This window comes from Stenotrophomonas maltophilia (genome assembly GCF_006974125.1).
Classification (GTDB): domain Bacteria; phylum Pseudomonadota; class Gammaproteobacteria; order Xanthomonadales; family Xanthomonadaceae; genus Stenotrophomonas; species Stenotrophomonas maltophilia_O.
The window spans coordinates 3853274-3871868 of the sequence record NZ_CP037858.1; the positions used below are offsets into that span (position 1 = coordinate 3853274).

Annotated in this window: 18 protein-coding genes and 1 other RNA gene; 6 read left to right on the plus strand and 13 right to left on the minus strand. The window is 65.2% G+C overall.

The window, feature by feature from the left end; all coding sequences use genetic code 11:
• The first annotated feature begins 77 nt into the window (after positions 1-77).
• The 3 genes from EZ304_RS17810 (at position 78) to EZ304_RS17820 (ending at position 5465) form a co-directional block, all read left to right on the plus strand.
• Complete coding sequence (locus EZ304_RS17810; RefSeq protein ID WP_049456792.1) at positions 78-3248, plus strand: efflux RND transporter permease subunit; 3171 nt, start codon at positions 78-80, stop codon at positions 3246-3248.
• Between the two features lie 64 nt (positions 3249-3312).
• Positions 3313-4050 (plus strand): SDR family oxidoreductase, encoded by a 738-nt coding sequence (locus EZ304_RS17815; RefSeq protein ID WP_106549383.1) that lies wholly within the window; start codon positions 3313-3315, stop codon positions 4048-4050.
• Positions 4044-5465 carry an efflux transporter outer membrane subunit gene (locus EZ304_RS17820; protein ID WP_099551198.1) on the plus strand — a complete coding sequence of 474 codons (1422 nt, stop codon included), beginning with the start codon at positions 4044-4046 and terminating at the stop codon, positions 5463-5465. The genes EZ304_RS17815 and EZ304_RS17820 overlap by 7 nt, the downstream gene beginning before the upstream one ends.
• A gap of 42 nt (positions 5466-5507) precedes the next feature.
• On the opposite strand, the gene EZ304_RS17825 is transcribed toward EZ304_RS17820, so the two are convergent.
• Complete coding sequence (locus tag EZ304_RS17825; protein ID WP_142807737.1) at positions 5508-5885, minus strand: VOC family protein; 378 nt, start codon at positions 5883-5885, stop codon at positions 5508-5510.
• Positions 5886-6025: 140 nt separating this feature from the next.
• On the opposite strand from EZ304_RS17825, the gene EZ304_RS17830 reads away from it, so the two are divergent.
• On the plus strand, positions 6026-6289 hold the full coding sequence (locus EZ304_RS17830) for a hypothetical protein (RefSeq protein ID WP_142807738.1): 264 nt from the start codon (positions 6026-6028) through the stop codon (positions 6287-6289).
• Positions 6290-6308: 19 nt separating this feature from the next.
• On the opposite strand, the gene EZ304_RS17835 is transcribed toward EZ304_RS17830, so the two are convergent.
• The 7 genes from EZ304_RS17835 to EZ304_RS17865 all read right to left on the minus strand — a co-directional run bounded on the left by EZ304_RS17835 (position 6309) and on the right by EZ304_RS17865 (position 10925).
• A complete protein-coding gene (locus EZ304_RS17835; protein WP_142807739.1) occupies positions 6309-7163 on the minus strand; it encodes an endonuclease/exonuclease/phosphatase family protein in 855 nt (284 codons plus the stop codon).
• A 138-nt stretch (positions 7164-7301) separates the two neighbouring features.
• Positions 7302-7547 carry a hypothetical protein gene (locus EZ304_RS17840; RefSeq protein ID WP_049449218.1) on the minus strand — a complete coding sequence of 82 codons (246 nt, stop codon included), beginning with the start codon at positions 7545-7547 and terminating at the stop codon, positions 7302-7304.
• Positions 7548-7572: 25 nt separating this feature from the next.
• On the minus strand, positions 7573-7812 hold the full coding sequence (locus tag EZ304_RS17845; RefSeq protein WP_313770298.1) for a hypothetical protein: 240 nt from the start codon (positions 7810-7812) through the stop codon (positions 7573-7575).
• Between the two features lie 134 nt (positions 7813-7946).
• Positions 7947-8180, minus strand: coding sequence for a hypothetical protein (locus EZ304_RS17850; protein ID WP_006433851.1), 234 nt, complete (start codon positions 8178-8180; stop codon positions 7947-7949).
• 87 nt (positions 8181-8267) lie between these two features.
• On the minus strand, positions 8268-8972 hold the full coding sequence (locus EZ304_RS17855) for a PA1136 family autoinducer-binding transcriptional regulator (protein WP_142807741.1): 705 nt from the start codon (positions 8970-8972) through the stop codon (positions 8268-8270).
• A gap of 5 nt (positions 8973-8977) precedes the next feature.
• Positions 8978-9850, minus strand: coding sequence for a glyoxalase III HchA (hchA, locus tag EZ304_RS17860; protein ID WP_142807742.1), 873 nt, complete (start codon positions 9848-9850; stop codon positions 8978-8980).
• A gap of 70 nt (positions 9851-9920) precedes the next feature.
• Positions 9921-10925, minus strand: a complete 1005-nt coding sequence (locus tag EZ304_RS17865; RefSeq protein WP_260678441.1) for an AraC family transcriptional regulator — start codon at positions 10923-10925, stop codon at positions 9921-9923.
• A 26-nt stretch (positions 10926-10951) separates the two neighbouring features.
• Between EZ304_RS17865 and EZ304_RS17870 the strand changes: the two genes are divergently transcribed.
• Entirely contained in the window at positions 10952-11644 is a 693-nt protein-coding gene (locus EZ304_RS17870) for an alpha/beta hydrolase (RefSeq protein ID WP_142807743.1), read from the plus strand.
• Positions 11645-11741: 97 nt separating this feature from the next.
• Here EZ304_RS17870 and EZ304_RS17875 read toward each other — a convergent pair whose 3' ends face one another.
• Positions 11742-13763: an esterase/lipase family protein gene (locus EZ304_RS17875; RefSeq protein ID WP_142807744.1), complete on the minus strand. Its 2022-nt coding sequence runs from the start codon at positions 13761-13763 to the stop codon at positions 11742-11744.
• Between the two features lie 153 nt (positions 13764-13916).
• On the opposite strand from EZ304_RS17875, the gene EZ304_RS17880 reads away from it, so the two are divergent.
• The gene (locus EZ304_RS17880) at positions 13917-14378 is read left to right on the plus strand and encodes a methyltransferase family protein (protein ID WP_142807745.1); all 462 of its coding nucleotides are present in this window, start codon (positions 13917-13919) and stop codon (positions 14376-14378) included.
• Between the two features lie 14 nt (positions 14379-14392).
• Here EZ304_RS17880 and EZ304_RS17885 read toward each other — a convergent pair whose 3' ends face one another.
• From EZ304_RS17885 to EZ304_RS17900, 4 genes are all read right to left on the minus strand, one after another.
• Positions 14393-14884, minus strand: coding sequence for a hypothetical protein (locus tag EZ304_RS17885; RefSeq protein ID WP_142807746.1), 492 nt, complete (start codon positions 14882-14884; stop codon positions 14393-14395).
• An 81-nt stretch (positions 14885-14965) separates the two neighbouring features.
• Positions 14966-16312: a hypothetical protein gene (locus EZ304_RS17890; RefSeq protein ID WP_142807747.1), complete on the minus strand. Its 1347-nt coding sequence runs from the start codon at positions 16310-16312 to the stop codon at positions 14966-14968.
• A 203-nt stretch (positions 16313-16515) separates the two neighbouring features.
• Positions 16516-16869: a transfer-messenger RNA gene (gene ssrA / locus EZ304_RS17895) on the minus strand.
• 101 nt (positions 16870-16970) lie between these two features.
• Entirely contained in the window at positions 16971-18206 is a 1236-nt protein-coding gene (locus EZ304_RS17900) for a site-specific integrase (RefSeq protein ID WP_260678136.1), read from the minus strand.
• Between the last annotated feature and the right edge of the window lie 389 nt (positions 18207-18595).

Sequence of the window (18595 nt, forward strand, 5' to 3'; positions counted from 1 at the left end):
GCCGTTCCTGCCTTCGTCAACGTGACGAGGGGCAGGGCGGCTGTTGCCCGCCGAACGCCTTTCCCAGGAATTCCTCCATGGACTTTTCCCGCTTCTTCATCGACAGGCCGATCTTCGCGGCGGTGCTGTCGATCGTGATCTTCGCCGCAGGCCTGATCACGATTCCAATCCTGCCGATCAGTGAGTACCCGGAAGTGGTGCCGCCGTCGGTGGTGGTGCGTACCGTGTATCCGGGCGCCAACCCCAAGGTCATTGCCGAGACCGTCGCCACGCCGCTTGAAGAGGCGATCAACGGCGTCGAAGGCATGATGTACCTGAAGTCGGTTGCCGGCTCGGACGGCGTGCTGCAGATGACCGTCACCTTCCGCCCGGGCACCGACCCGGACGCGGCGGCGGTGAAGGTGCAGAACCGCGTGGCGCAGGCGCAGGCGCGCCTGCCCGAGGACGTACGCCGGCAGGGCGTGACCACGCAGAAGCAGTCGCCGACCTTCCTGATGGTGGTGCACCTGACCTCGCCACAAGGCAAGTACGACACCCTGTACCTGCGCAACTACGCCCGCCTGCACGTCAAGGATGCGCTGGCGCGTATTCCTGGCGTGGGAGACGCGCAGATCTTCGGTGGCGGCGACTACGCCATGCGCGCCTGGCTGGACCCGGACAAGGTCGCCTCGCGCGGCCTGACCGCCAGTGACGTGGTGCGCGCCATGCGCGAGCAGAACGTGCAGGTCTCGGCCGGCCAGCTCGGTGCCGAACCGCTGCCGAACAGCCAGTTCCTGACCCTGATCAATGCCCAGGGCCGCCTGAAGACCGAAAAGGAATTCGGCGACATCGTGCTCAAGAGCGGTGTTGATGGCGAGATCGTGCGCCTGGCCGATGTGGCCCGCCTGGAACTGGGCGCCGGTGACTACACCCTGCGCTCGCAGCTGGACGGCAAGAACGCGGTCGGTATCGGTATCTTCCAGTCGCCGGGTGCCAACGCGCTGGAAATCCGTGACCAGGTCATCTCGACGATGGACGAGATGCAGAAGACCATGCCGGCCGACGTGAAGTACGAAGCCGTGTATGACACCACCATCTTCGTGCGTGACTCGATCAAGGCCGTGGTCTCCACGCTGCTGGAAGCCATCGCGCTGGTGGTGCTGGTGGTGATCCTGTTCCTGCAGACCTGGCGTGCCTCGATCATCCCGTTGATCGCGGTGCCGGTGTCGGTGGTCGGTACCTTCGCTGCGCTGTACCTGCTGGGCTTCTCGATCAACACGCTGAGCCTGTTCGGCCTGGTGCTGGCGATCGGCATCGTGGTCGACGACGCGATCGTGGTGGTGGAGAACGTCGAGCGCAACATCGAAGAAGGCCTGTCGCCCACCGCGGCGGCACACCAGGCCATGCGTGAAGTGTCCGGCCCGATCGTGGCGATCGCGCTGGTGCTGTGTGCCGTGTTCGTGCCGATGGCGTTCCTGTCCGGTGTCACCGGCCAGTTCTACAAGCAGTTCGCAGTCACCATCGCCATTTCCACGGTGATCTCGGCGATCAACTCGCTGACCCTGTCGCCGGCCCTGGCCGCACGCCTGTTGAAGGCCCATGGCGCCCCGAAGGATGGCCCGAGCCGCCTGATCGACCGCCTGTTCGGCTGGGTGTTCCGTCCGTTCAACCGCTTCTTCAAGTCCAGCTCGGAGAAGTACGAGCGTGGCGTCGCCCGCATCCTCGGCCGTCGTGGTGCAGTGTTCGTGGTCTACGCGATCCTGCTGGTCGGTACCGGCGTGATCTTCAAGCTGGTGCCGCCGGGCTTCATCCCGACCCAGGACAAGCTGTACCTGATCGCCGGTGTGAAGCTGCCGGAAGGCTCGTCGATCGCGCGTACCGATGAAATGCTGCGCAAGGTCGCCAAGATCGCCCAGGAAACCGATGGCGTCGCCCACACCATCTCGTTCCCGGGCCTGAATGCACTGCAGTTCACCAACACGCCGAACACCGGTGTGGCGTTCATTCCGCTCAAGCCGTTCGCCGAGCGCCATGGCCGCACCGCCGCGCAGATCAACGCCGAGATCAACCAGAAGATCGCCGGCCTGCAGGAGGGCTTCGCGTTCGCGATGATGCCGCCGCCGATCCTCGGCCTGGGCAACGGCAACGGCTACCAGATGTTCATCGAGGACCGTGGCAACCTGGGTTATGGCGCGCTGCAGAATGCCGTGCAGGCGATGCAGGGTACCGTTGCGCAGACGCCGGGCATGGCCTTCCCGATTTCCAGCTACCAGGCCAATGTGCCGCAGCTGGATGCCGAGGTGGACCGCGTCAAGGCCAAGGCACAGGGCGTGCAGCTCACCGAACTGTTCGACACGCTGCAGACGTACCTCGGTTCGGCCTACGTCAACGACTTCAACCAGTTCGGCCGTACCTGGCAGGTGATCGCGCAGGCTGATGGTCCATTCCGCGAGACAGTCGAGGACATCGGCAAGCTGCGCACCCGCAACGATCGTGGCGAGATGGTGCCGATCGGTTCGATGGTTACCATCAAGCAGACCTTCGGCCCGGACCCGGTGCTGCGCTTCAATGGCTACCCGGCAGCAGATCTGGCCGGTGAAGCCGACCCGCGCCTGCTGTCCTCGGCCGAGGCGATGAACAAGCTGACCGAGATCGCCGGCAAGGTGTTGCCGGTGGGCATGACCACCGAATGGACTGACCTGAGCTACCAGCAGGCCACCCAGGGCAAGGCCGCCTTCATCGTGTTCCCGGTGGCGATCATGCTGGCCTTCCTTGTGCTGGCCGCGCTGTACGAGAGCTGGTCGCTGCCGCTGGCGGTGATCCTGATCGTGCCGATGACCCTGCTGTCCGCGTTGTTCGGCGTGTGGTTGACCGGTGGTGACAACAACGTGTTCGTGCAGGTCGGCCTGGTGGTGCTGATGGGCCTGGCGTGCAAGAACGCGATCCTGATCGTCGAATTCGCCAGAGAGCTGGAGATGGGCGGCAAGGGCATTGTTGAAGCTGCGCTGGAAGCCTGCCGCCTGCGTCTGCGCCCGATCGTGATGACCTCCATCGCGTTCATCGCCGGCACCGTACCGCTGGTGCTGTCGCACGGTGCAGGTGCCGAGGTGCGCTCGGTGACCGGTATCACCGTGTTCGCCGGCATGCTGGGCGTGACCCTGTTTGGCCTGTTCCTCACGCCGGTGTTCTACGTGGCCCTGCGCAAGTTCGTCACCCGCAACGGTGGTGGACAGCTGGTGCAGCACGGCGAGCCGACCATCCACCACTGACATGGAACCCCGTCGCCGCCGGTCACTGGCCGGCGGCGGCTTCCCCCTCACAAGGCAAGAATCCATGAACACCCATCAGAACAAGATCGCGCTGGTCACCGGCGCCACCCGTGGCATCGGCGCCGAGACCGTGCGCCAGCTGGCCCAGGCCGGCGTGCACACGCTGCTGGCCGGCCGCAAACGCGAGACCGCCGTCGAGCAGGCGCTGAAGCTGCAGGCCGAGGGCCTGCCGGTGGAAGCCATCCAGCTGGACGTGACCGACGCGGCCAGCATCGCCGAAGCGGTCGAGCAGGTACGCCAGCGCCACGGACGACTGGACATCCTGGTCAACAACGCCGGCATCATGATCGAGAACCCGGCGCAGGCGCCGTCGGAACAGTCGCTCGATACCTGGAAGCGCACCTTCGACACCAACGTGTATGCGCTGGTGGCGGTCACCCAGGCCTTCCTGCCGCTGGTCAAGCAGGCCAAGTCCGGCCGCATCGTCAACGTGTCCAGCATGCTCGGTTCGCAGACCCTGCACGCCGACCCGGCGTCGGGCATCTACGATTTCAAGGTGCCGGCCTACAACGCCTCCAAGGCAGCGGTGAACAGCTGGACCCTGAGCCTGGCCTACGAACTGCGCAACACCCCGATCAAGGTCAACACCGTGCATCCGGGTTACGTGAAGACCGACATGAACGGCGGCAACGGCGAAATCGAAATCAGCGAAGGCGCGCGTTCCAGCGTTGAAATGGCGCTGATCGGTGAATCCGGCGCCAGTGGCAGCTTCACCTACCTGGGCGAGGTGCTGCCATGGTGATCCGCACGTTGGCGATGGCCGTCTCCAGCCTGGTGCTGGCAGGCTGTGTCAGCGTCGGCCCCAACTACAAGGCGCCGGTGCAGGAGCCCGTGGTGCTGCAGGGTGCGCAGCAGCCGGTGTTCAGTAGCACCTCGCCGGTTGCCAGCTGGTGGGCGCAGTTCGACGATCCGGTGCTGGAAGAACTGGTGCACGGTGCACTGTCGGACAACCTCGACCTGCGCGTGGCGGTGGCCCGCGTCAGCCAGGCCCGCGCGGTGTTCGTCGAAAGCCGCTTCGACCAGGCCCCGCACATAACCGCAGGCGGCAGCTACGACCGCCGCAAGCAACCCGATCCGCAGCTGGGTGGGCAGCGGGTGTTCAGTGAAAGCTACCAGCTCGGCTTCGACGCCGGCTGGGAGCTGGATCTGTTCGGCCGCAAGCGCCGTGCTGCAGAAGCCGCGCGCGCCGACCTGGACGCCGAGCAGGCCAACCTGGCCGATGCGCAGGTACTGGTCGCCGCCGAAGTGGCGCGCAACTACTTCGAGCTGCGCGGTACGCAGAAGCGCATCGCGGTGGCCCAGCACACCCTGGTCAACCTGCGTGATACGCAGAAGCTGACCGAGGCGCGCTGGGAGCTGGGCGCTGGCAGCGAGCTGGACGTGCAGAGCAGCCGTGCACGGCTGAAGGCGATCGAGGCCGACATTCCGCTTCTGGAAGTATCCGAGACGCAGTCACGCAACCGGCTGGCGGTGCTGCTGGGCCAGCGCCCGGAAATGCTGACCGCGATGCTGGCACCGCATGAGGTACCGGCGTTCGCCAAGGCGCTGCCGCTGGGCGATACCCGCGAGCTGCTGCGCCAACGCGCCGACGTGCGCGTGGCCGAGCGTCGCCTGGCCGCTGCCACTGCGCGGGTGGGCGTGGCCACTGCGGATCTGTTCCCGCGGCTGTCGCTGTCCGGTTTCGTCGGCTTCCTCGGCGGCGATGCCAGCGGCCTGGTCAACGGCAACAACAAGGCCTGGTCGCTGACCCCGTCGCTGAGCTGGGCCGCGTTCGATTTCGGCACCGTGCGCGCACGGCTGCGTGCCAGCAAGGCAGAAGCCGAGGGCGTGGCTGCGCAGTATGAACAGGCCGTGCTGTTGGCACTGGAAGACACCGAGAACGCGCTGACCCGCTATTCCAAGCAGCAGGCGCGGCTGGCGATCGTGGTCGAGCAGGCGCAGGCGGCGCGACGTGCCGAATCGCTGGCGCAGATCCGCTATCGCGAGGGCTCGGAGGACTTCCTGACCCTGCTGGATGCGCAGCGCACGCAGCTGGCGGCAGATGATGCATTGGCGGCGGCCGAGGCCGAAGTCAACGTCAGCGTGGTTGGCGTGTACAAGGCGCTGGGCGGTTGGGGGCAATCGCCGCAGCAACCCAGCGTGGCGCAGCTGCAGTAGGCGCAAGGGGACGGAAGCCGCGGCTTCCGTCCCTTTCTGCTTTCAGGGCCAATGATTGGCCGGTATCGCGCGTTCGCGCATGCGCACGATGCAGAAGCGATGGCCGGTCGGCGCTTCCATCACCCACCAGCGTTTGACGAAGCCGATCCGGCGCGCGCCGAGTTTTTCCAGTCGATCTGCCTCGGCATCGATGTCGTCGCTCTCGATGTCCAGGTGCACCCGCGATGGGTGAGCGACCCGCTGCACTTCCACGTTCAGGCCCGCGGGCGCGCCCTGCAGGTCGGCGTACTCGGCGCCGTCTTCGGCATGAGCGGGCTGCGCCTGCAGACCAAGTGCGGCCGCCCAGAAGCGTGCGCCTTCGTCTGCGGGCGTGTCCTGGCAGTCGATGATGAATCCGGCCAGACGGCTCTGGTGCGCCATGACGCCCTCCGCAGATTGGGAATGGAGGAAGGGTAGCGCGTCGCGTGCTGTGGACGTTGTCACAGTCATGACGTTTCTGACTCTGCCAGAACCGGAGCCCGCGGTGTAACTAGTGGGGGCAGATTCCAGGAGGGCAGGCGATGAGCGATGACAAACGCGATACCCAGCGCATGCTGTTCGGTGATCCGGGACCACCCGGCGCAGGGCTGTCGGTAGCGGTCGTAGTGCTGATGGTACTGGCGACGATGGCGGCTGCGATCGGCTTCGTGCGCCTGCCGGACCAGATGCTGGGGCTGGGCCTGATCGGCATCTCCGTGTTTCTGGCGGTCGGTGCCCGCATCTTCCAGGCACGCAACCAGCATCAGGCGTTGTACCGGCTGATGTCGCGACAGCCGCCGCCGTAGCTGCGGCTGCCGCGCAGGTTCAATGTTTCGGCCAATCCAGCTCGACCACCAGCGGGAAATGATCCGACGGCAGTACACCACCAATGCGCCGATCATCGGTAAGGAAGTTGCGCGCATGGAAGCCGCGCACCAGCACCCAGTCCAGCTGTGTGGTGGCTTTGCCGGTAAAGTCATGGAAGGTCAAGCGCGGGCCCTGCGGAGCCTTCACCTGGGTACGGGTGTCCTGCAGCAGGCGGGTGAATGCCTTGTAGGTGTCACCACCGGGCTCGCTGTTGAAGTCACCCGTCAGGATTACCGGCAGGCCGGCCGGCAGGGTTGCCAGATGCTTGCCGATCAGTTCGGCACCCTTCACCCGGCGCGGCTCGTCCTCGTCGCGGTAGGGCAGGTGGGTATCCATGAAGTAGAAACGACGGCCATCGTCCAGGCGCCGGAACAGGGCCCAGGTGACCATGCGCGGGTACAGGTTGCCCCAGGTGATGCTGCCGGGCACCTCCGGTGTGTCCGACAACCAGAAGTTCCCGGATTCCTCGACGGCCAGCACCTTGCTGTCGTAGAACACGCCCATGTGTTCGTCACCGCTTCCACCGCGGCGGCCTTCGCCGAACCAGCGGTAACCGGGCAGGTGCCCGGACAGGTAGTCGGCTTGCTCCTTCACCAGTTCCTGGGTGCCGATCACGGCCGGGTGCGCATCGAGGATGACCTTGACCATGGCATCGCGACGGTCCGGCCAGCGCTTGCCCGGTTCGGTATCAGCCGGGGTGCGGACATTGAACGACATCACCTTCAGTGGCGCCGGCGCAGCGGCCCAGGCAACGGCAGGCAGAGCAAGCGCCAACAATGCGCACAGCGCAGGTCGATGGAAGCGCGACAACATCGTGGAATCCCTCCATTCCATGAAAACGGTTTCATGGAGCATGCCATGGAAGGCGAGGGCAGCGGTATGCCGGGATGGGCGGCTGGCAGGTGCCGGGCGGGCGGTGAAAGCGCCGCCCGGCGGATCGCGCGGGCGCGATCAGGGGTCGTAGATCATCCCGTTCTCGTCACGGTTGTAGTGACTGGTGGCTTCGCGGGTGCCGTCGTCGTAGACCACGTACGACGTGCACCGCTGGTGGAACACGTTGCCCGCGATGCGGAAGGGCACGCACTCTTCCTGGACCTCGATGACTTCGGCAGCCGTTGTGGTGGCGACGGGGGCCAGCATCGACACGGCGAGCACGGCGGCAAACGAACATGCCGACAAACCTTTCTGCAGTCTCATCCTCACGCTCCTTGTTGATGGGGGCTTACATCAGGTACGGATTGCCATATTCGTCGATCCAGTACTCGGTGAGGAAAATCTCGCCGTCCGCATCGGGCATGGTCACGATGCAATGCTGGTGGATCCGGTAGCGCTCCACTTCAAAGGGTTCGCAGCGGGTCACGCTGCCGGGTGGGCTGGTTACCCCGGCGCTGGCGTTGCCGCTCGACATCATTCCGGCGAAGGCCACTGCCAGTGCGGCCATCGAGGCCAGGTGCAGTTTCATGGGCATCATCCTTGTGTCTGCAATCGCGCATCTGCGCGGTGTCATGCAACTACCCCCGGTAGATCAGGCGACCGTGCGGCAGCTGCTGCGTACGCGCCGGCCCGGCTCGTGGCCCGGCGCAGTCCCTTCCAGGCTCAGTCGCGCAGGTAAGGGTTGCCGTACTCGTCGATCCAGTACTCGGCGGTGTAGACGTTGCCGAATTCATCGGTGTAGGTTTCCGTGCAGTGGTGGTGGACACGGTTGCGGTCCACATTCACTGGCACACAGGAAACATTCTCTCTCGGGACCCCTGTGTTGGCGTCCGCCACCGGAGCCAGGGTTGCAGTTGCCACCACCAACGCGGCCATCGCGGCCAGTTGCAGTTTCATAAGCATCATCCTTGCTTTCTGCAATCGCGCACATGCGCATGGCGTGTGTAACACGCGAACCAGACCGCCGGAAGTGCCTCGCCGCGATCAGTCTTCGATCTCGCCGCGACGGCTGGCGGCACGCACTGCCTGCGCGGTGGTCGCCACACCCAGGCGTTGGCGCGCGTGGCGCAGATGGTTCTCCACCGTGCGCGTGGAAAGCCCAAGCGTGGCCGCGATCTCAGCCTGCCGGCGGCCGGCGGCAACCCAGCGCAGCACTTCGCGCTCGCGGTTGCTCAGCGCGCTTCCCGAAAGCTCGGCAGGCGATTCGGCCAGATGGCGTGCGGCTCGGAATGCTGCGGTTGCAGCAGCCTCCAGCTGCAGGCGCGCGCTGGCCGACGCGTCGATCGACGTACCGGCAACGCTGATCGCGCCCTCCAGGCCGGTGGTGCCGAACACCGGCACCTGCAGACCATGCAGGCCTTCGCCGCGTGGCTGCTTCACTATCTGGTAGCGTTCGCCGCGAACGCCTTGGCGCTTGCTCCAGAAGAACGGCGCGTCGCTGTCCAGCACGTGGCGATTGACCGGGCAGGCGTGGAGGTAGCCCGCAAGGTCGGTATCGCTGCCATTGCCGAACCAGTCGCCCTCGATCCAGTACACGCGTTGTGTACCGCGCTCCAGCCCGGTGCCGGTGGCGAACACCAGCACGCGGTCGTAGCCGAGTGGTGCCGCGATGCCTCGCAGGACCGCACCCACCGCGCTCAGCGAACGGGCGCGTTCCATTTCCAGCAACGCCTGCACCAGCGCGGTCATCCGGTTCAGCGCTCGGCCAGGGCGTCGAGCAGGGTGCGTGCAGCCAGTTTGCCCAGCGCATTGCCGGCCAGCGGGCTGTCGCCGGTCAGCAGCAGGCGGTCCTGCAGCACGCTGCCATCGATGCCATCGTTGACGATCTGCACGCCCTGCTGCGCCAGGCGCTCACCGAAGAACCACGGCAGTTGCCCGGGCATGTAGCCGATCTCCGGCGTCTGCCGGTCCATCGCATCGGGGAAGGCGCAGATGCGATAACCGCGGAACAGCGAACCGCCGTCGGCTTCGTCCACGCCTGCAGCGAGCAGTGCGGCCGGGCCGTGGCACAGGGTGATGATGTGGCGTTGCTGGGCCATCGCCCAGTGCAGGACGTCCTTCACTGCACGGCTCTGCGGCAGTCCTATCAGGGCGCCATGGCCGCCGGGGATGAACACTGCGGCATAGTCCGAATCCGCAGCAAGCCCGGCGACCACCTCATCCAACGGCAGTGGCTGGCGGAAACGCGACGCGTAACGTTCGTACAGTCCGCCGATTTCCTTGTCCTCGCGCGGGAACGCCCACCACTCGAATTTGGCGGCGTTGCCCGACAGCGTGGCCACATCGATGTCAAAGCCGGCCTTGTCCAGGTGGTACATCGGCAGCAGGGTTTCCACTGGATGGTTGCCGGTGGAGAACAGGTGGCCGTTGGCAGTCGGCAGGTAGCGTTCGTCCGCAGCAATCATCAGCACCTTCCAGCGCCCATCGCGGCGCGCGTCGGGATAGTCGGCACCGGACAGGTCGCTCCTGGGCGAGGTGAACTGCGACAGCGAGTAGGGCGACGGGAAGAAGGCATCGCGCTCGGCCGGGTCGGGGCTGGGCTGGCGGCTGGGCTCTTGCGTGTTCATGCGGACCTCCTGCGGGGAATGTGAGGCCAGCATAGGAGGACGGGTGCGCACGCGCGATGAGGGATTTCCCTCAGTCGGATGTCGCCGGTGCCTGTTGGCGCCAGGCATTCGGGCTCATGCCGAACGCGCGGCGGAACGCACGACTGAATGCGGGTTCGGACAGATATCCGACATCTCCGGCAATCTGCGACACCCGTCGGTTGCCACTGCGCAGCATCTGCGCGGCCAGCTGCAGTCGTGATTCAGCGAGATAGCGCATCGGCGACATGCCGGTGGCCAGGCTGAACCGCTGCGCGAAATTCGAGCGGGACTGATTCAGGCACGCAGCGAGTGACTCGACGGTCCATGCGTGCGCGGGCCGGGCCTGCATCAACGCCAATGCCCGTCCAATCAGTGGGTCGGCCAAGGCATGCAGACGCTGGCAGTTGTGCGGACCGGACGTTCCGAGCCAGTAGCGCAGGGTCCAGACAAACAACAGGTCGAGCAGGCGTGACAGCATCAAGCCGCTGCCCAGCGTAGGCCGGGACGCTTCCGCCTGGATCGCGGCCAGGGTTACCGCCATCCAGTCGGCCGAGTTGGCAGGAAATCCGCTTGGCATCCGGTCCACCCCTGGAACATGCAACCAGCCGGGCAGGGCATCGAGCAGCAGACGGCTGCCAGGGCCATCGAACCCGAACGATGCGGTGGTCAGGCCGGCCGGCCCCTGCGCGTCGGCGGCGCAGTCGATGCGATGCGTCCGGCCATGCGGCATCAACAGCAGCTCGCCGGTCTGCAGTGGCACAACCGCGGCATCCGCATGCAGCCGCGCCGTGCCGTGCTCGATGAAGTGGAAGCACCCCTTGCCTTCGGCAATGGCGAGTGATCCGCCGGGCTGCATGACGTTGCGGCTGATGTCGCCGCCCTGCATGCGCGACGACTGGAAGATCGCAAACAGTGCGTCGGATCCAGCCTGGAGCGATTCGGTGTTGTGGAGCCTTGGCATGGTTTTCAGGAGTCCGTGCATCGCCGCTGGCGGGTGCGATCCGTAGTCTGGTCGGGTGGCTTCAGGCAGCGCGGGCTGCTGCCAGCCAACCATCCCATCCAAGTGAGGAGTCCTGCAAGATGAGCAAGCCAAGCATCATTCTGGTTCATGGTTTCTGGGGCGGTGCCGCGCATTGGGCCAAGGTGATCCTGGAGCTCGATCGCCGGGGTTTCCACGACCTGCATGCCGTGGAACTGCCCCTGACATCGCTGGCCGACGACGCGGAACGCACCCGCCGCATGATCCGCCAGGTGCAGGGGCCGGTGCTGCTGGTCGGCCATTCCTATGGTGGCGCGGTGATCTCCGAAGCTGGAAACGAACCCAACGTGACCGGCCTGGTCTTCATCGCCGCGTTCGCGCCGGATGCGGGCGAGAGCCCCGGCGGCATTACCCAGCAGCAGTTGCCCGAGGCGGCGGCCAACCTGGCGCCGGACGGTGACGGATACCTGTGGCTGCAGCCGGGCAGGTTCCACGAGAGCTTCTGCCAGGACCTGCCGGCCGACGAGGCGCGGGTAATGGCGGTCACCCAGAAGGCACCTCTGGCGAGCACCTTCGGCGATGCCATCACCGATCCGGCGTGGCGGCACAAGCCGAGCTGGTACCAGGTCTCCAGCGCCGATCACATGATCCATCCCGACAACCAGCGGCGCATGGCGGCGCGCATGCAGCCGCGTGCCACCATCACGCTGGATGCCAGTCATGCATCGCTGGCGTCGCAGCCGGTAGCGGTGGCCCAACTGATCACCGACGCTGCGTCCGACGGACAAGGCTGAGTATCCCGGTCTGCCGCAGTGGCGGTGTTCCGGCAAGCCTGGGCACCGCCGCTGTGATGCGGCCGCGCGGGACGGCCAGCGGCCGTGATGAGGTGGGTTACTTGTTCTGGCGCTCGTGCTCCTGCATGTCCTCATGCAGGATCCGCCGTAGTTCGACGATGGCCGGCGTGGCTTCCTGCACGCTGTGCCCGGACACGATCACCTTCTCCGAGTCCGCGTGCGGCAGGTGAGAGCTCCAGTAGGGCACCAGCCCGTCGTCGGTCTTTTCCAGCGGACCATCGGCCTTGGCGCGCGCGATGATCGAGTGGTAGTGCACCTTCGGCGACATCGGCAGGTCGGCCACGGCGCGGACGAAGGGATCGTCCTTGTCCAGATTCTGGATGCTGTTCATCTGGTAGCCGTGCTTGCCGTCGTTGCGATCGATCTGGCCGTCGTTGGCGATGGTGGCGACGTCTTCCAGCACGGTCAGCGGCAACCGCACCAGGCGCCCGATCCAGCGGCCCAGGCGGGTGCCGGCCACATCGGTGCCGCGGTGTGGCGTGGCGATGAACACCACCCGCGACACTTCCGGTTCCGGCAGGAAGGTCAGCACCGGTGCGCCCTTGGTGCGCAGAAGTTCCTGCTGTGCAGGTGTCATCTGAGCGGTTGCCAGCAGCGTGTCCACCAGATGATCGCCGGAAGAGGAGATCATCAGCCGCGCGATCACGCCACCCATGCTGTGCCCGACCAGCACCATGTCATGCGACGCCTGCGCCTTGCCGCTGGGATCGAAATGCTTGAACACCTCGTCCAGCGTATGACGCATTGAATCGTGGCTCATCGCGATGGGCATGTTGGTCGGGTAGTAGAACTGCCAGACCTGGAAGTCCTGGCGGATCTCGTCGTCGCGCATCAGCTCGTTGGCGACGTTGACCCAGGCTTCCGGACTGCTGGCCAGGCCATGGATCATCAGCAGCACGCGGCGGTTCGGGTCGTAGGGCTGCATCATGTACAGATGCGGCGTGTCGATGCCGCCCTTGCCACCAAACAGCGAACGCAGCGATTGGTGGCTGAAATTGGAGCGCGCCAGCCAAAGTGCGTAGCCTGCGGTGAAGTTCGCGGCCAATGGCACCTGCTGGCCATGCAGGGTGACTTCGGTGACCTGGTAGGGGTCGTGGATCTCCAGCTCCGGCTCGTCGTCGTGCAGCACTTCCCACAGGTTCTTTCCGGAGAAGCGCAGCAGCACCGTCATCGACGGCGACGGCATCTCGCTCCAGCTCTGCGTGGCCGAAGTGCTGGCCTGCGTAGCAGGCGTCGCTGCCGGCGGCGTGGTGGTCGTGGCGGCTGCAGGATCGTCCATCACCGCCACAAGTTCGGCACCGAAGCCATCGCGGCGATGCACGCTGCGCAGCGTGCCGGTGAACGACAGCGAGGCCGCCGGTACCAGTTCGGTGGGCGTGCGCGTATCCAGCGGTGATGCCTCGCCTGAAGGCGCCAGTACGAAGGTCCAGCGGCCCAGCTGGAAATGGCTGGCTTCAGCATGCACGCGCCCGGTGGCATAGGCGTTGTACAACTGCACCGAGGCTTCCTGCACGGCCAGGTTGTAGTAGTCGCGCACCTGGGTCTGGCGGTCTTCGAAACCGCGCTGGTTGGCCGTGCGCTCGGTGAAGAACAGGTAGGCGTAGGCCTGCCGTGCGACCTGCATCCACGCGTCCAGGCGCGGCTGGAAGTCGGCGTCCAGTTCGGTGATCGCGCTCTTGGCGCGGCCTGACGTGGAGTACTCGCGCTTGGGCGCGGGCAGGGTCATCGCATACTGCAGCCACAGCTCGGCCAGGCTTGAGCGCTTGTCCTCCTCGCGCACCACGATGCTGCCTTCCATGGCCTCGATGCAGGGCAGGCCGGGCCTGGCGCAGACGCCTTCATCCAGGCCGGCCACGCGCAGCGTTTCCATCGTTGCCGAACTGAGCTTGCCGGTGGTGAGGATGTCACCGCGCTTGAGCGCGATGTACTGGCCGGGCGTGACCGAGGCCACCTGCACCGAGGGGCCGAACTGGCGCAATGTCGCGCAGCCGCCCAGGGTGAGCAGCACGGTGATGATGAGGGTCGTGCGGCCGATGAAGCCCAAGCCCGTGGTAGCCATACGATCCTCCTGCGCGGTCGCGCCACTCTAGCGGTCGGCCTGTCAAAGCGGAAGATACCGGGCGGTCGGTTTGGGCCCCTGAGCCGCTGCCATGCAAGCGATTCAGGCAGTTCCGTGTGACACTGGAGTGAATGGGGCGATGCAGGAACTGCGATGACGTGGTTTGAAACCCGGATCCCGCCGCCGCTGGTGATGCTGTTGTGCGCGGGGATCGGCTGGCTGGGGAGCCGACTGTGGCCGGGTGCGGTGTTGCCCCTGCCGATGCCGGCGCTGATGGCAGGCGGGGTGATGGTGATCGGTTTGGCGCTGAACCTGCTGCCGAAGCTCGCGTTCCAGAGGGCGCGCACCACGGTCAATCCGCTGCGCCCTTCGGCATCGAGCGCGCTGGTCACGCGCGGCGTGTACCGCTACACGCGCAATCCGATGTATCTCGGCCAGGCAACGATCCTGACGGGCGCGATGTTGTACCTGCAGAACACGATCGCGTTGCTGGCTGTACCGTTGTTCGTGCTGTACATCACCTGGCTGCAGATCATGCCGGAAGAGCGGGCGTTGCTGGCCCGCTTCCCCGAGGTGTATCCGTTGTTCCGCCAACGTGTGCGGCGTTGGCTGTAGCGGGGATCAACCCGCTACCGGGTGATCTGGCACTTCACGGCCGCGGAATAGCCTTCGTAGTCGTCGCCTGCGATCACGTGCAGGGTGTGTCGCTTGTCGATGGCCTTCACGTATGAAGGTTCCTCCGTGTTGGCGTGTTCGTTGACCGTGGTCACTGACCACGCCTTGGCCAGATGCTTGGAGTCAACGCCGTTCAAATAGACGAAGAGGCTCTTCTCGCCCTCGGCCACGTTCACATCGGCACTGGTGACGGTACCGCCGAACAGGGCGACCGGCTTGTCCTCCGGCTCGAAGGTGCCACCCGGTTTCCTGGCCAGGCCGGCGGCCTGCAGTGCATCGATGGCGTCGGCCTCGCTGAAGTTCGAGCCGGCCTTGCAGGCCAGCATGGCTTCCAGCGTGGCGGTGCCAGGTGGAGCAATGGCTGGTGCGGCGGCGTGCGTGGCCGGAGCTGCGGCGAATGCGGCGAATGCGGCGAAGAGCAGGGTGTGAGCGAGGGGGGCTTTCATGGCAGATCCTTCAATGTGCTGCGGGATAGCCGGTGGCGGGGCGAACAGACCCCGGCCACCGGCCACATTCGGCGTGACGGGTCAGTCGAACCAGACCAGCGGCATGTCGGCATTGAGCGACATGTGGCGGAAATCTCCCAGTACCTGGGCCACGGCCTGCACGGTGTGGCAGCCCGCTCCCAGCGCGGACGATCCCGCGCTCAGGTAGCTGGCGGAGATGGTACGGGTGCTGACCGAGTCCGGCCTGGAACCCAACTGCTGGGTGCCGAGGCTGCCCACCTGTTGGCCATCGATCTTCAGGAACAGGAACACGCTGCCGCCGCCGTCGTTCGGGTCACCCTGCACACGGGACTTCGTCGAGAACAGCACCACCCCGTTGTGCCCCTGCGGGATGCAGACCTGGCCCTCACCAATGACCACCTGCGAGCCCACCGACGGGCAGCCGGGCGCGAAGCCATTGGTCCCGACGCAGACATAGGCGAAGCGGCGGTAAGGGCCCGCGGCGGCGTAGTTGAATCCTGGATTCAAGCCCTTTCCGGCCACGCCAAAGCCGTTGGACAGCGTCACCAGTCGGGAGTTGGCGCCGAACTTGTACTTTACGTTGTTGGTGTTGGCGTCCTGCGGCTGGTAGTAAGGCGATTCGGACGCGACGAAGCTGACAGTGCTGTAAGCCGGCGGATTGACGAACAGGCCCTGCGAATAGAAGGGAGCCTGCGTTTCGGCGCCACTGAAGATGTCATTGATCGACCAGGTCATCGATTCGATGCCGGGTTCCTGCTCGTTCAGGAAAATCCCCAGCATGCCGTCGCCGTAGCTGCCCCACGCGAACGCGCGGCCGGAAGCCATGGCCACGATGGGGCCACCGGGGTTGCCGGCCTGGGCGGTCATCAGCAGCCTGCGGTCCTTGGCCTGCAACGCCATTCCTTCAGGGCTGCCGACGGTATTGAAGTCCAGCTGCGTGGTGTCACTGGCAAGGCTGCTGTTGGTTACCGAGCCTGCGGAGGTGATGAGCACGGAGAGGTTGCTGGCAGAGCCGAAATTGACGGCCGAACCGATGGCCTGACCGGCCAGGTTGACCGTATGGCGTCCGGCAGGCAGGTATTTGGCACCTATGACATTGAAGGAGTGCTGCTGGGCCGACGTCGACTGCCGCCAGTCGATGTAGCTGTCGTTTGAGACCACCTCACCGTTGATGGTGATGTAGGCATTGGCGGCAGAGCTGCCGCCAGGGAAGTACCGTCCATCCGACTGCACGTACACCCAGCCGGGGGCGCTCAGATCGATGGTGCTTGAAAGCAGGGTTGCCGTGCCGGGTTGTACGCGCTGGTCAGCGGCCAGCTGCAGATAACGGGACCCTGGCGTGGCAGCGGAAGCCTGCCCCAGTGCCAACGCCACGGCCAAGCCCACAAACAGTGTGATGCGTTTCATCTGATGTCCTTTCAGGTGTCGGGTCACGTCGTGTGACGCAGGGACTCTACTGGATCCGGATCCCAGCTTTTGTGACTGGCTCCCGATGCGGGTGGCATTGGGGATGTCGGAACAGCAGATGGGGCACCATCTTCGGAAAACAAAAAAGCCGGAACTCCGTTGCGGGAGATCCGGCTTCTTGCGGCCTCGACAGGCCGTACAGATGGTGGAGGTGGGCGGAATTGAACCGCCGTCCGAAGGCACTCCATCCCCAGCACTACATGCTTAGCTCGCCGTTGAATCTCGTCCCCGAACAGCACGGCGTGCAAAGCGCATCCGGGAACCAGCCTGTTGTGTTCTAGTGCCGGACTGACAGGCAGCCACCCAGCGCGATTCCATGATAGTGACTCTACACCGCGAGCATGGACACAAGCGGTTTCGAGGCTTAGGCCTTAAGCGGCCAGAGCGTAGTTGTCGTCGTTGGCAACTAGAGTTTTGCAGCTGGATTTACGAGGAAAGCTACCCCCTCGGCATGCGCCAGGCGACTTCACAACCCCCGTCGAAACCAATGCACCCCCGGTTTCTTCAAGTATTGCAAGGCTCTCAGGCCCTTGGTTGACCAAATGTTGACCAAGAACCCGCCTAACGATGTGGATGGTACGGCAATCTTCCTGAACAGTCACGCGCGGCCAGGGCTGCCGGCGAACCGGTTCAGTCGCCGCTGCCGTCCAGCAGCAGGCTGCGGGGCAGGGGGGGGCCGTGAGCGGGTTCCAGACTGCCGCCGCCTTGGCGCCGGCATCGGGGACCATCGATGGATCCACCGGCCGTACTTCTTGGCAGTGATCGTCCAGTCGCGGTGCCCCATCTGCCGCGCCACCCACATGACGTTCTCACCAGTGCTGAGCGCCTGGGAGGCAAAGCTGTGGCGCATCTGGTAGTAGGGGTACCGGTACCGAACGCCGGCCTTGCGCAGCGCGCGCTGCCATTCGCCAGCGCGGATGCTTTGATCCGACCCCCACCGCGCATTCGTTCTGGGATCGTGGAAGACGAACTCGCCGGCGGTAATGGTATGGGCACGCTGGGCCTTCAGGGCATTGATCGCCGGCTGCAGCAGCTGCACCTCGCGCACGCCCGACCCGGTCTTGGGCGCTTTCATCTTGCCCATCACCCAAGCGCGCCGGATCTTGACCGTGCCCTTGCGCCAGTCGATGTCCGACCAGCAGAGACCGATCATTTCTGAGGTCCGCAGGCCCGTGGCGAAGTTGAACTGGCAGTAGTTGCGAACCTGGTCGTCGCGGCAGGCGGCCAGGATCGCCTGGACTTCCTCCGGCGTGAAGGGGTCGACCTCTTCACGCGCGTTGGCCTTGGCACGCCGCTTCACCCTAAAGCCGTCCAAGGGGTTGGTGGGGATCAAGTCATCGGCCACAGCCTCATCGAGGGCACCGCGGAGCGGGCCCAAGACGTTGTTGATGCGCTTGGCCGACGTCGACTCGTCGAATGTGGCCACCAGCTCCTTCAGGGCGATACGGTCGAAGTCACGCAACGCGATCGCTCCGCAGCGCGGCACTAGGATGTTGTCGACGATGCGGCGGTAGCCGATCAGGCTGCTGTGCTCGAGCTCCGGTTCCTTCTGTGCCAGCCAACGCGCCAGCACCTTCTCCAGGGTATCCAGGGCCGCTGGCTTTGTTGCCACCTGCACCGCGCGCTTGCTCCCAGGGAAGTGGGTGGCATAGTTGAACGTGCCCTTTTCGATCTCGACTTTGATCTGCCCCAGCAGATTCTCGCAGCAGCGCAGGTTCCGAGCGGTCGGCGGGAGCTTGATTCGCTCACGGCACCGCTTGCCCCGATAGTAGAAGTCTATTGTGATGCTGCTTTGTGTAGCTGGCCTGACGCCGCCCTGCCGTGCATTACCCACTCTTCGTACCCCTCCAGGTCGATCAGGTTTCTTCCATCTGGCGCCTTGATGAAAACGGCGCCCTCCAGCCAGTCGCTACGCTTGATCTTTGAGTTGACCGCGTCGACCGTGTAGCCGTCAGCGTCTCGAACTGTTTGAGCGTGACGAATCGGACGGGACGCAGATTCGCGGGGGCTCCGGTCCTCGGCAATCCTCGGGCAGGGGGGCATTTGTCTCTCACGAGAATCCTCCCGCGAGACAGCTACGGCCAACGAATCTGCCTGGTGGCTGTGTCGAGGGAGGCGTTGATTGCGGGAAGCAGGATCCGTTGAGGAGGTTAGACGCCACTAGGGCAGATCCCGCCGGAACTGCTGGACATGTATGACCAGCTGACACGTGACCAGCACGCG

Coding starts and splice junctions, on each gene's coding strand:
- EZ304_RS17810 (WP_049456792.1), top strand. CDS start 78: ATGGACTTTTCCCGCTTCTTCATCGACAGGCCGATCTTCGCGGCGGTG.
- EZ304_RS17815 (WP_106549383.1), top strand. CDS start 3,313: ATGAACACCCATCAGAACAAGATCGCGCTGGTCACCGGCGCCACCCGT.
- EZ304_RS17820 (WP_099551198.1), top strand. CDS start 4,044: ATGGTGATCCGCACGTTGGCGATGGCCGTCTCCAGCCTGGTGCTGGCA.
- EZ304_RS17825 (WP_142807737.1), bottom strand. CDS start 5,885: ATGGCGCACCAGAGCCGTCTGGCCGGATTCATCATCGACTGCCAGGAC.
- EZ304_RS17830 (WP_142807738.1), top strand. CDS start 6,026: ATGAGCGATGACAAACGCGATACCCAGCGCATGCTGTTCGGTGATCCG.
- EZ304_RS17835 (WP_142807739.1), bottom strand. CDS start 7,163: ATGTTGTCGCGCTTCCATCGACCTGCGCTGTGCGCATTGTTGGCGCTT.
- EZ304_RS17840 (WP_049449218.1), bottom strand. CDS start 7,547: ATGAGACTGCAGAAAGGTTTGTCGGCATGTTCGTTTGCCGCCGTGCTC.
- EZ304_RS17845 (WP_313770298.1), bottom strand. CDS start 7,812: ATGAAACTGCACCTGGCCTCGATGGCCGCACTGGCAGTGGCCTTCGCC.
- EZ304_RS17850 (WP_006433851.1), bottom strand. CDS start 8,180: ATGAAACTGCAACTGGCCGCGATGGCCGCGTTGGTGGTGGCAACTGCA.
- EZ304_RS17855 (WP_142807741.1), bottom strand. CDS start 8,972: ATGACCGCGCTGGTGCAGGCGTTGCTGGAAATGGAACGCGCCCGTTCG.
- hchA (WP_142807742.1), bottom strand. CDS start 9,850: ATGAACACGCAAGAGCCCAGCCGCCAGCCCAGCCCCGACCCGGCCGAG.
- EZ304_RS17865 (WP_260678441.1), bottom strand. CDS start 10,925: ATGGTTGGCTGGCAGCAGCCCGCGCTGCCTGAAGCCACCCGACCAGAC.
- EZ304_RS17870 (WP_142807743.1), top strand. CDS start 10,952: ATGAGCAAGCCAAGCATCATTCTGGTTCATGGTTTCTGGGGCGGTGCC.
- EZ304_RS17875 (WP_142807744.1), bottom strand. CDS start 13,763: ATGGCTACCACGGGCTTGGGCTTCATCGGCCGCACGACCCTCATCATC.
- EZ304_RS17880 (WP_142807745.1), top strand. CDS start 13,917: ATGACGTGGTTTGAAACCCGGATCCCGCCGCCGCTGGTGATGCTGTTG.
- EZ304_RS17885 (WP_142807746.1), bottom strand. CDS start 14,884: ATGAAAGCCCCCCTCGCTCACACCCTGCTCTTCGCCGCATTCGCCGCA.
- EZ304_RS17890 (WP_142807747.1), bottom strand. CDS start 16,312: ATGAAACGCATCACACTGTTTGTGGGCTTGGCCGTGGCGTTGGCACTG.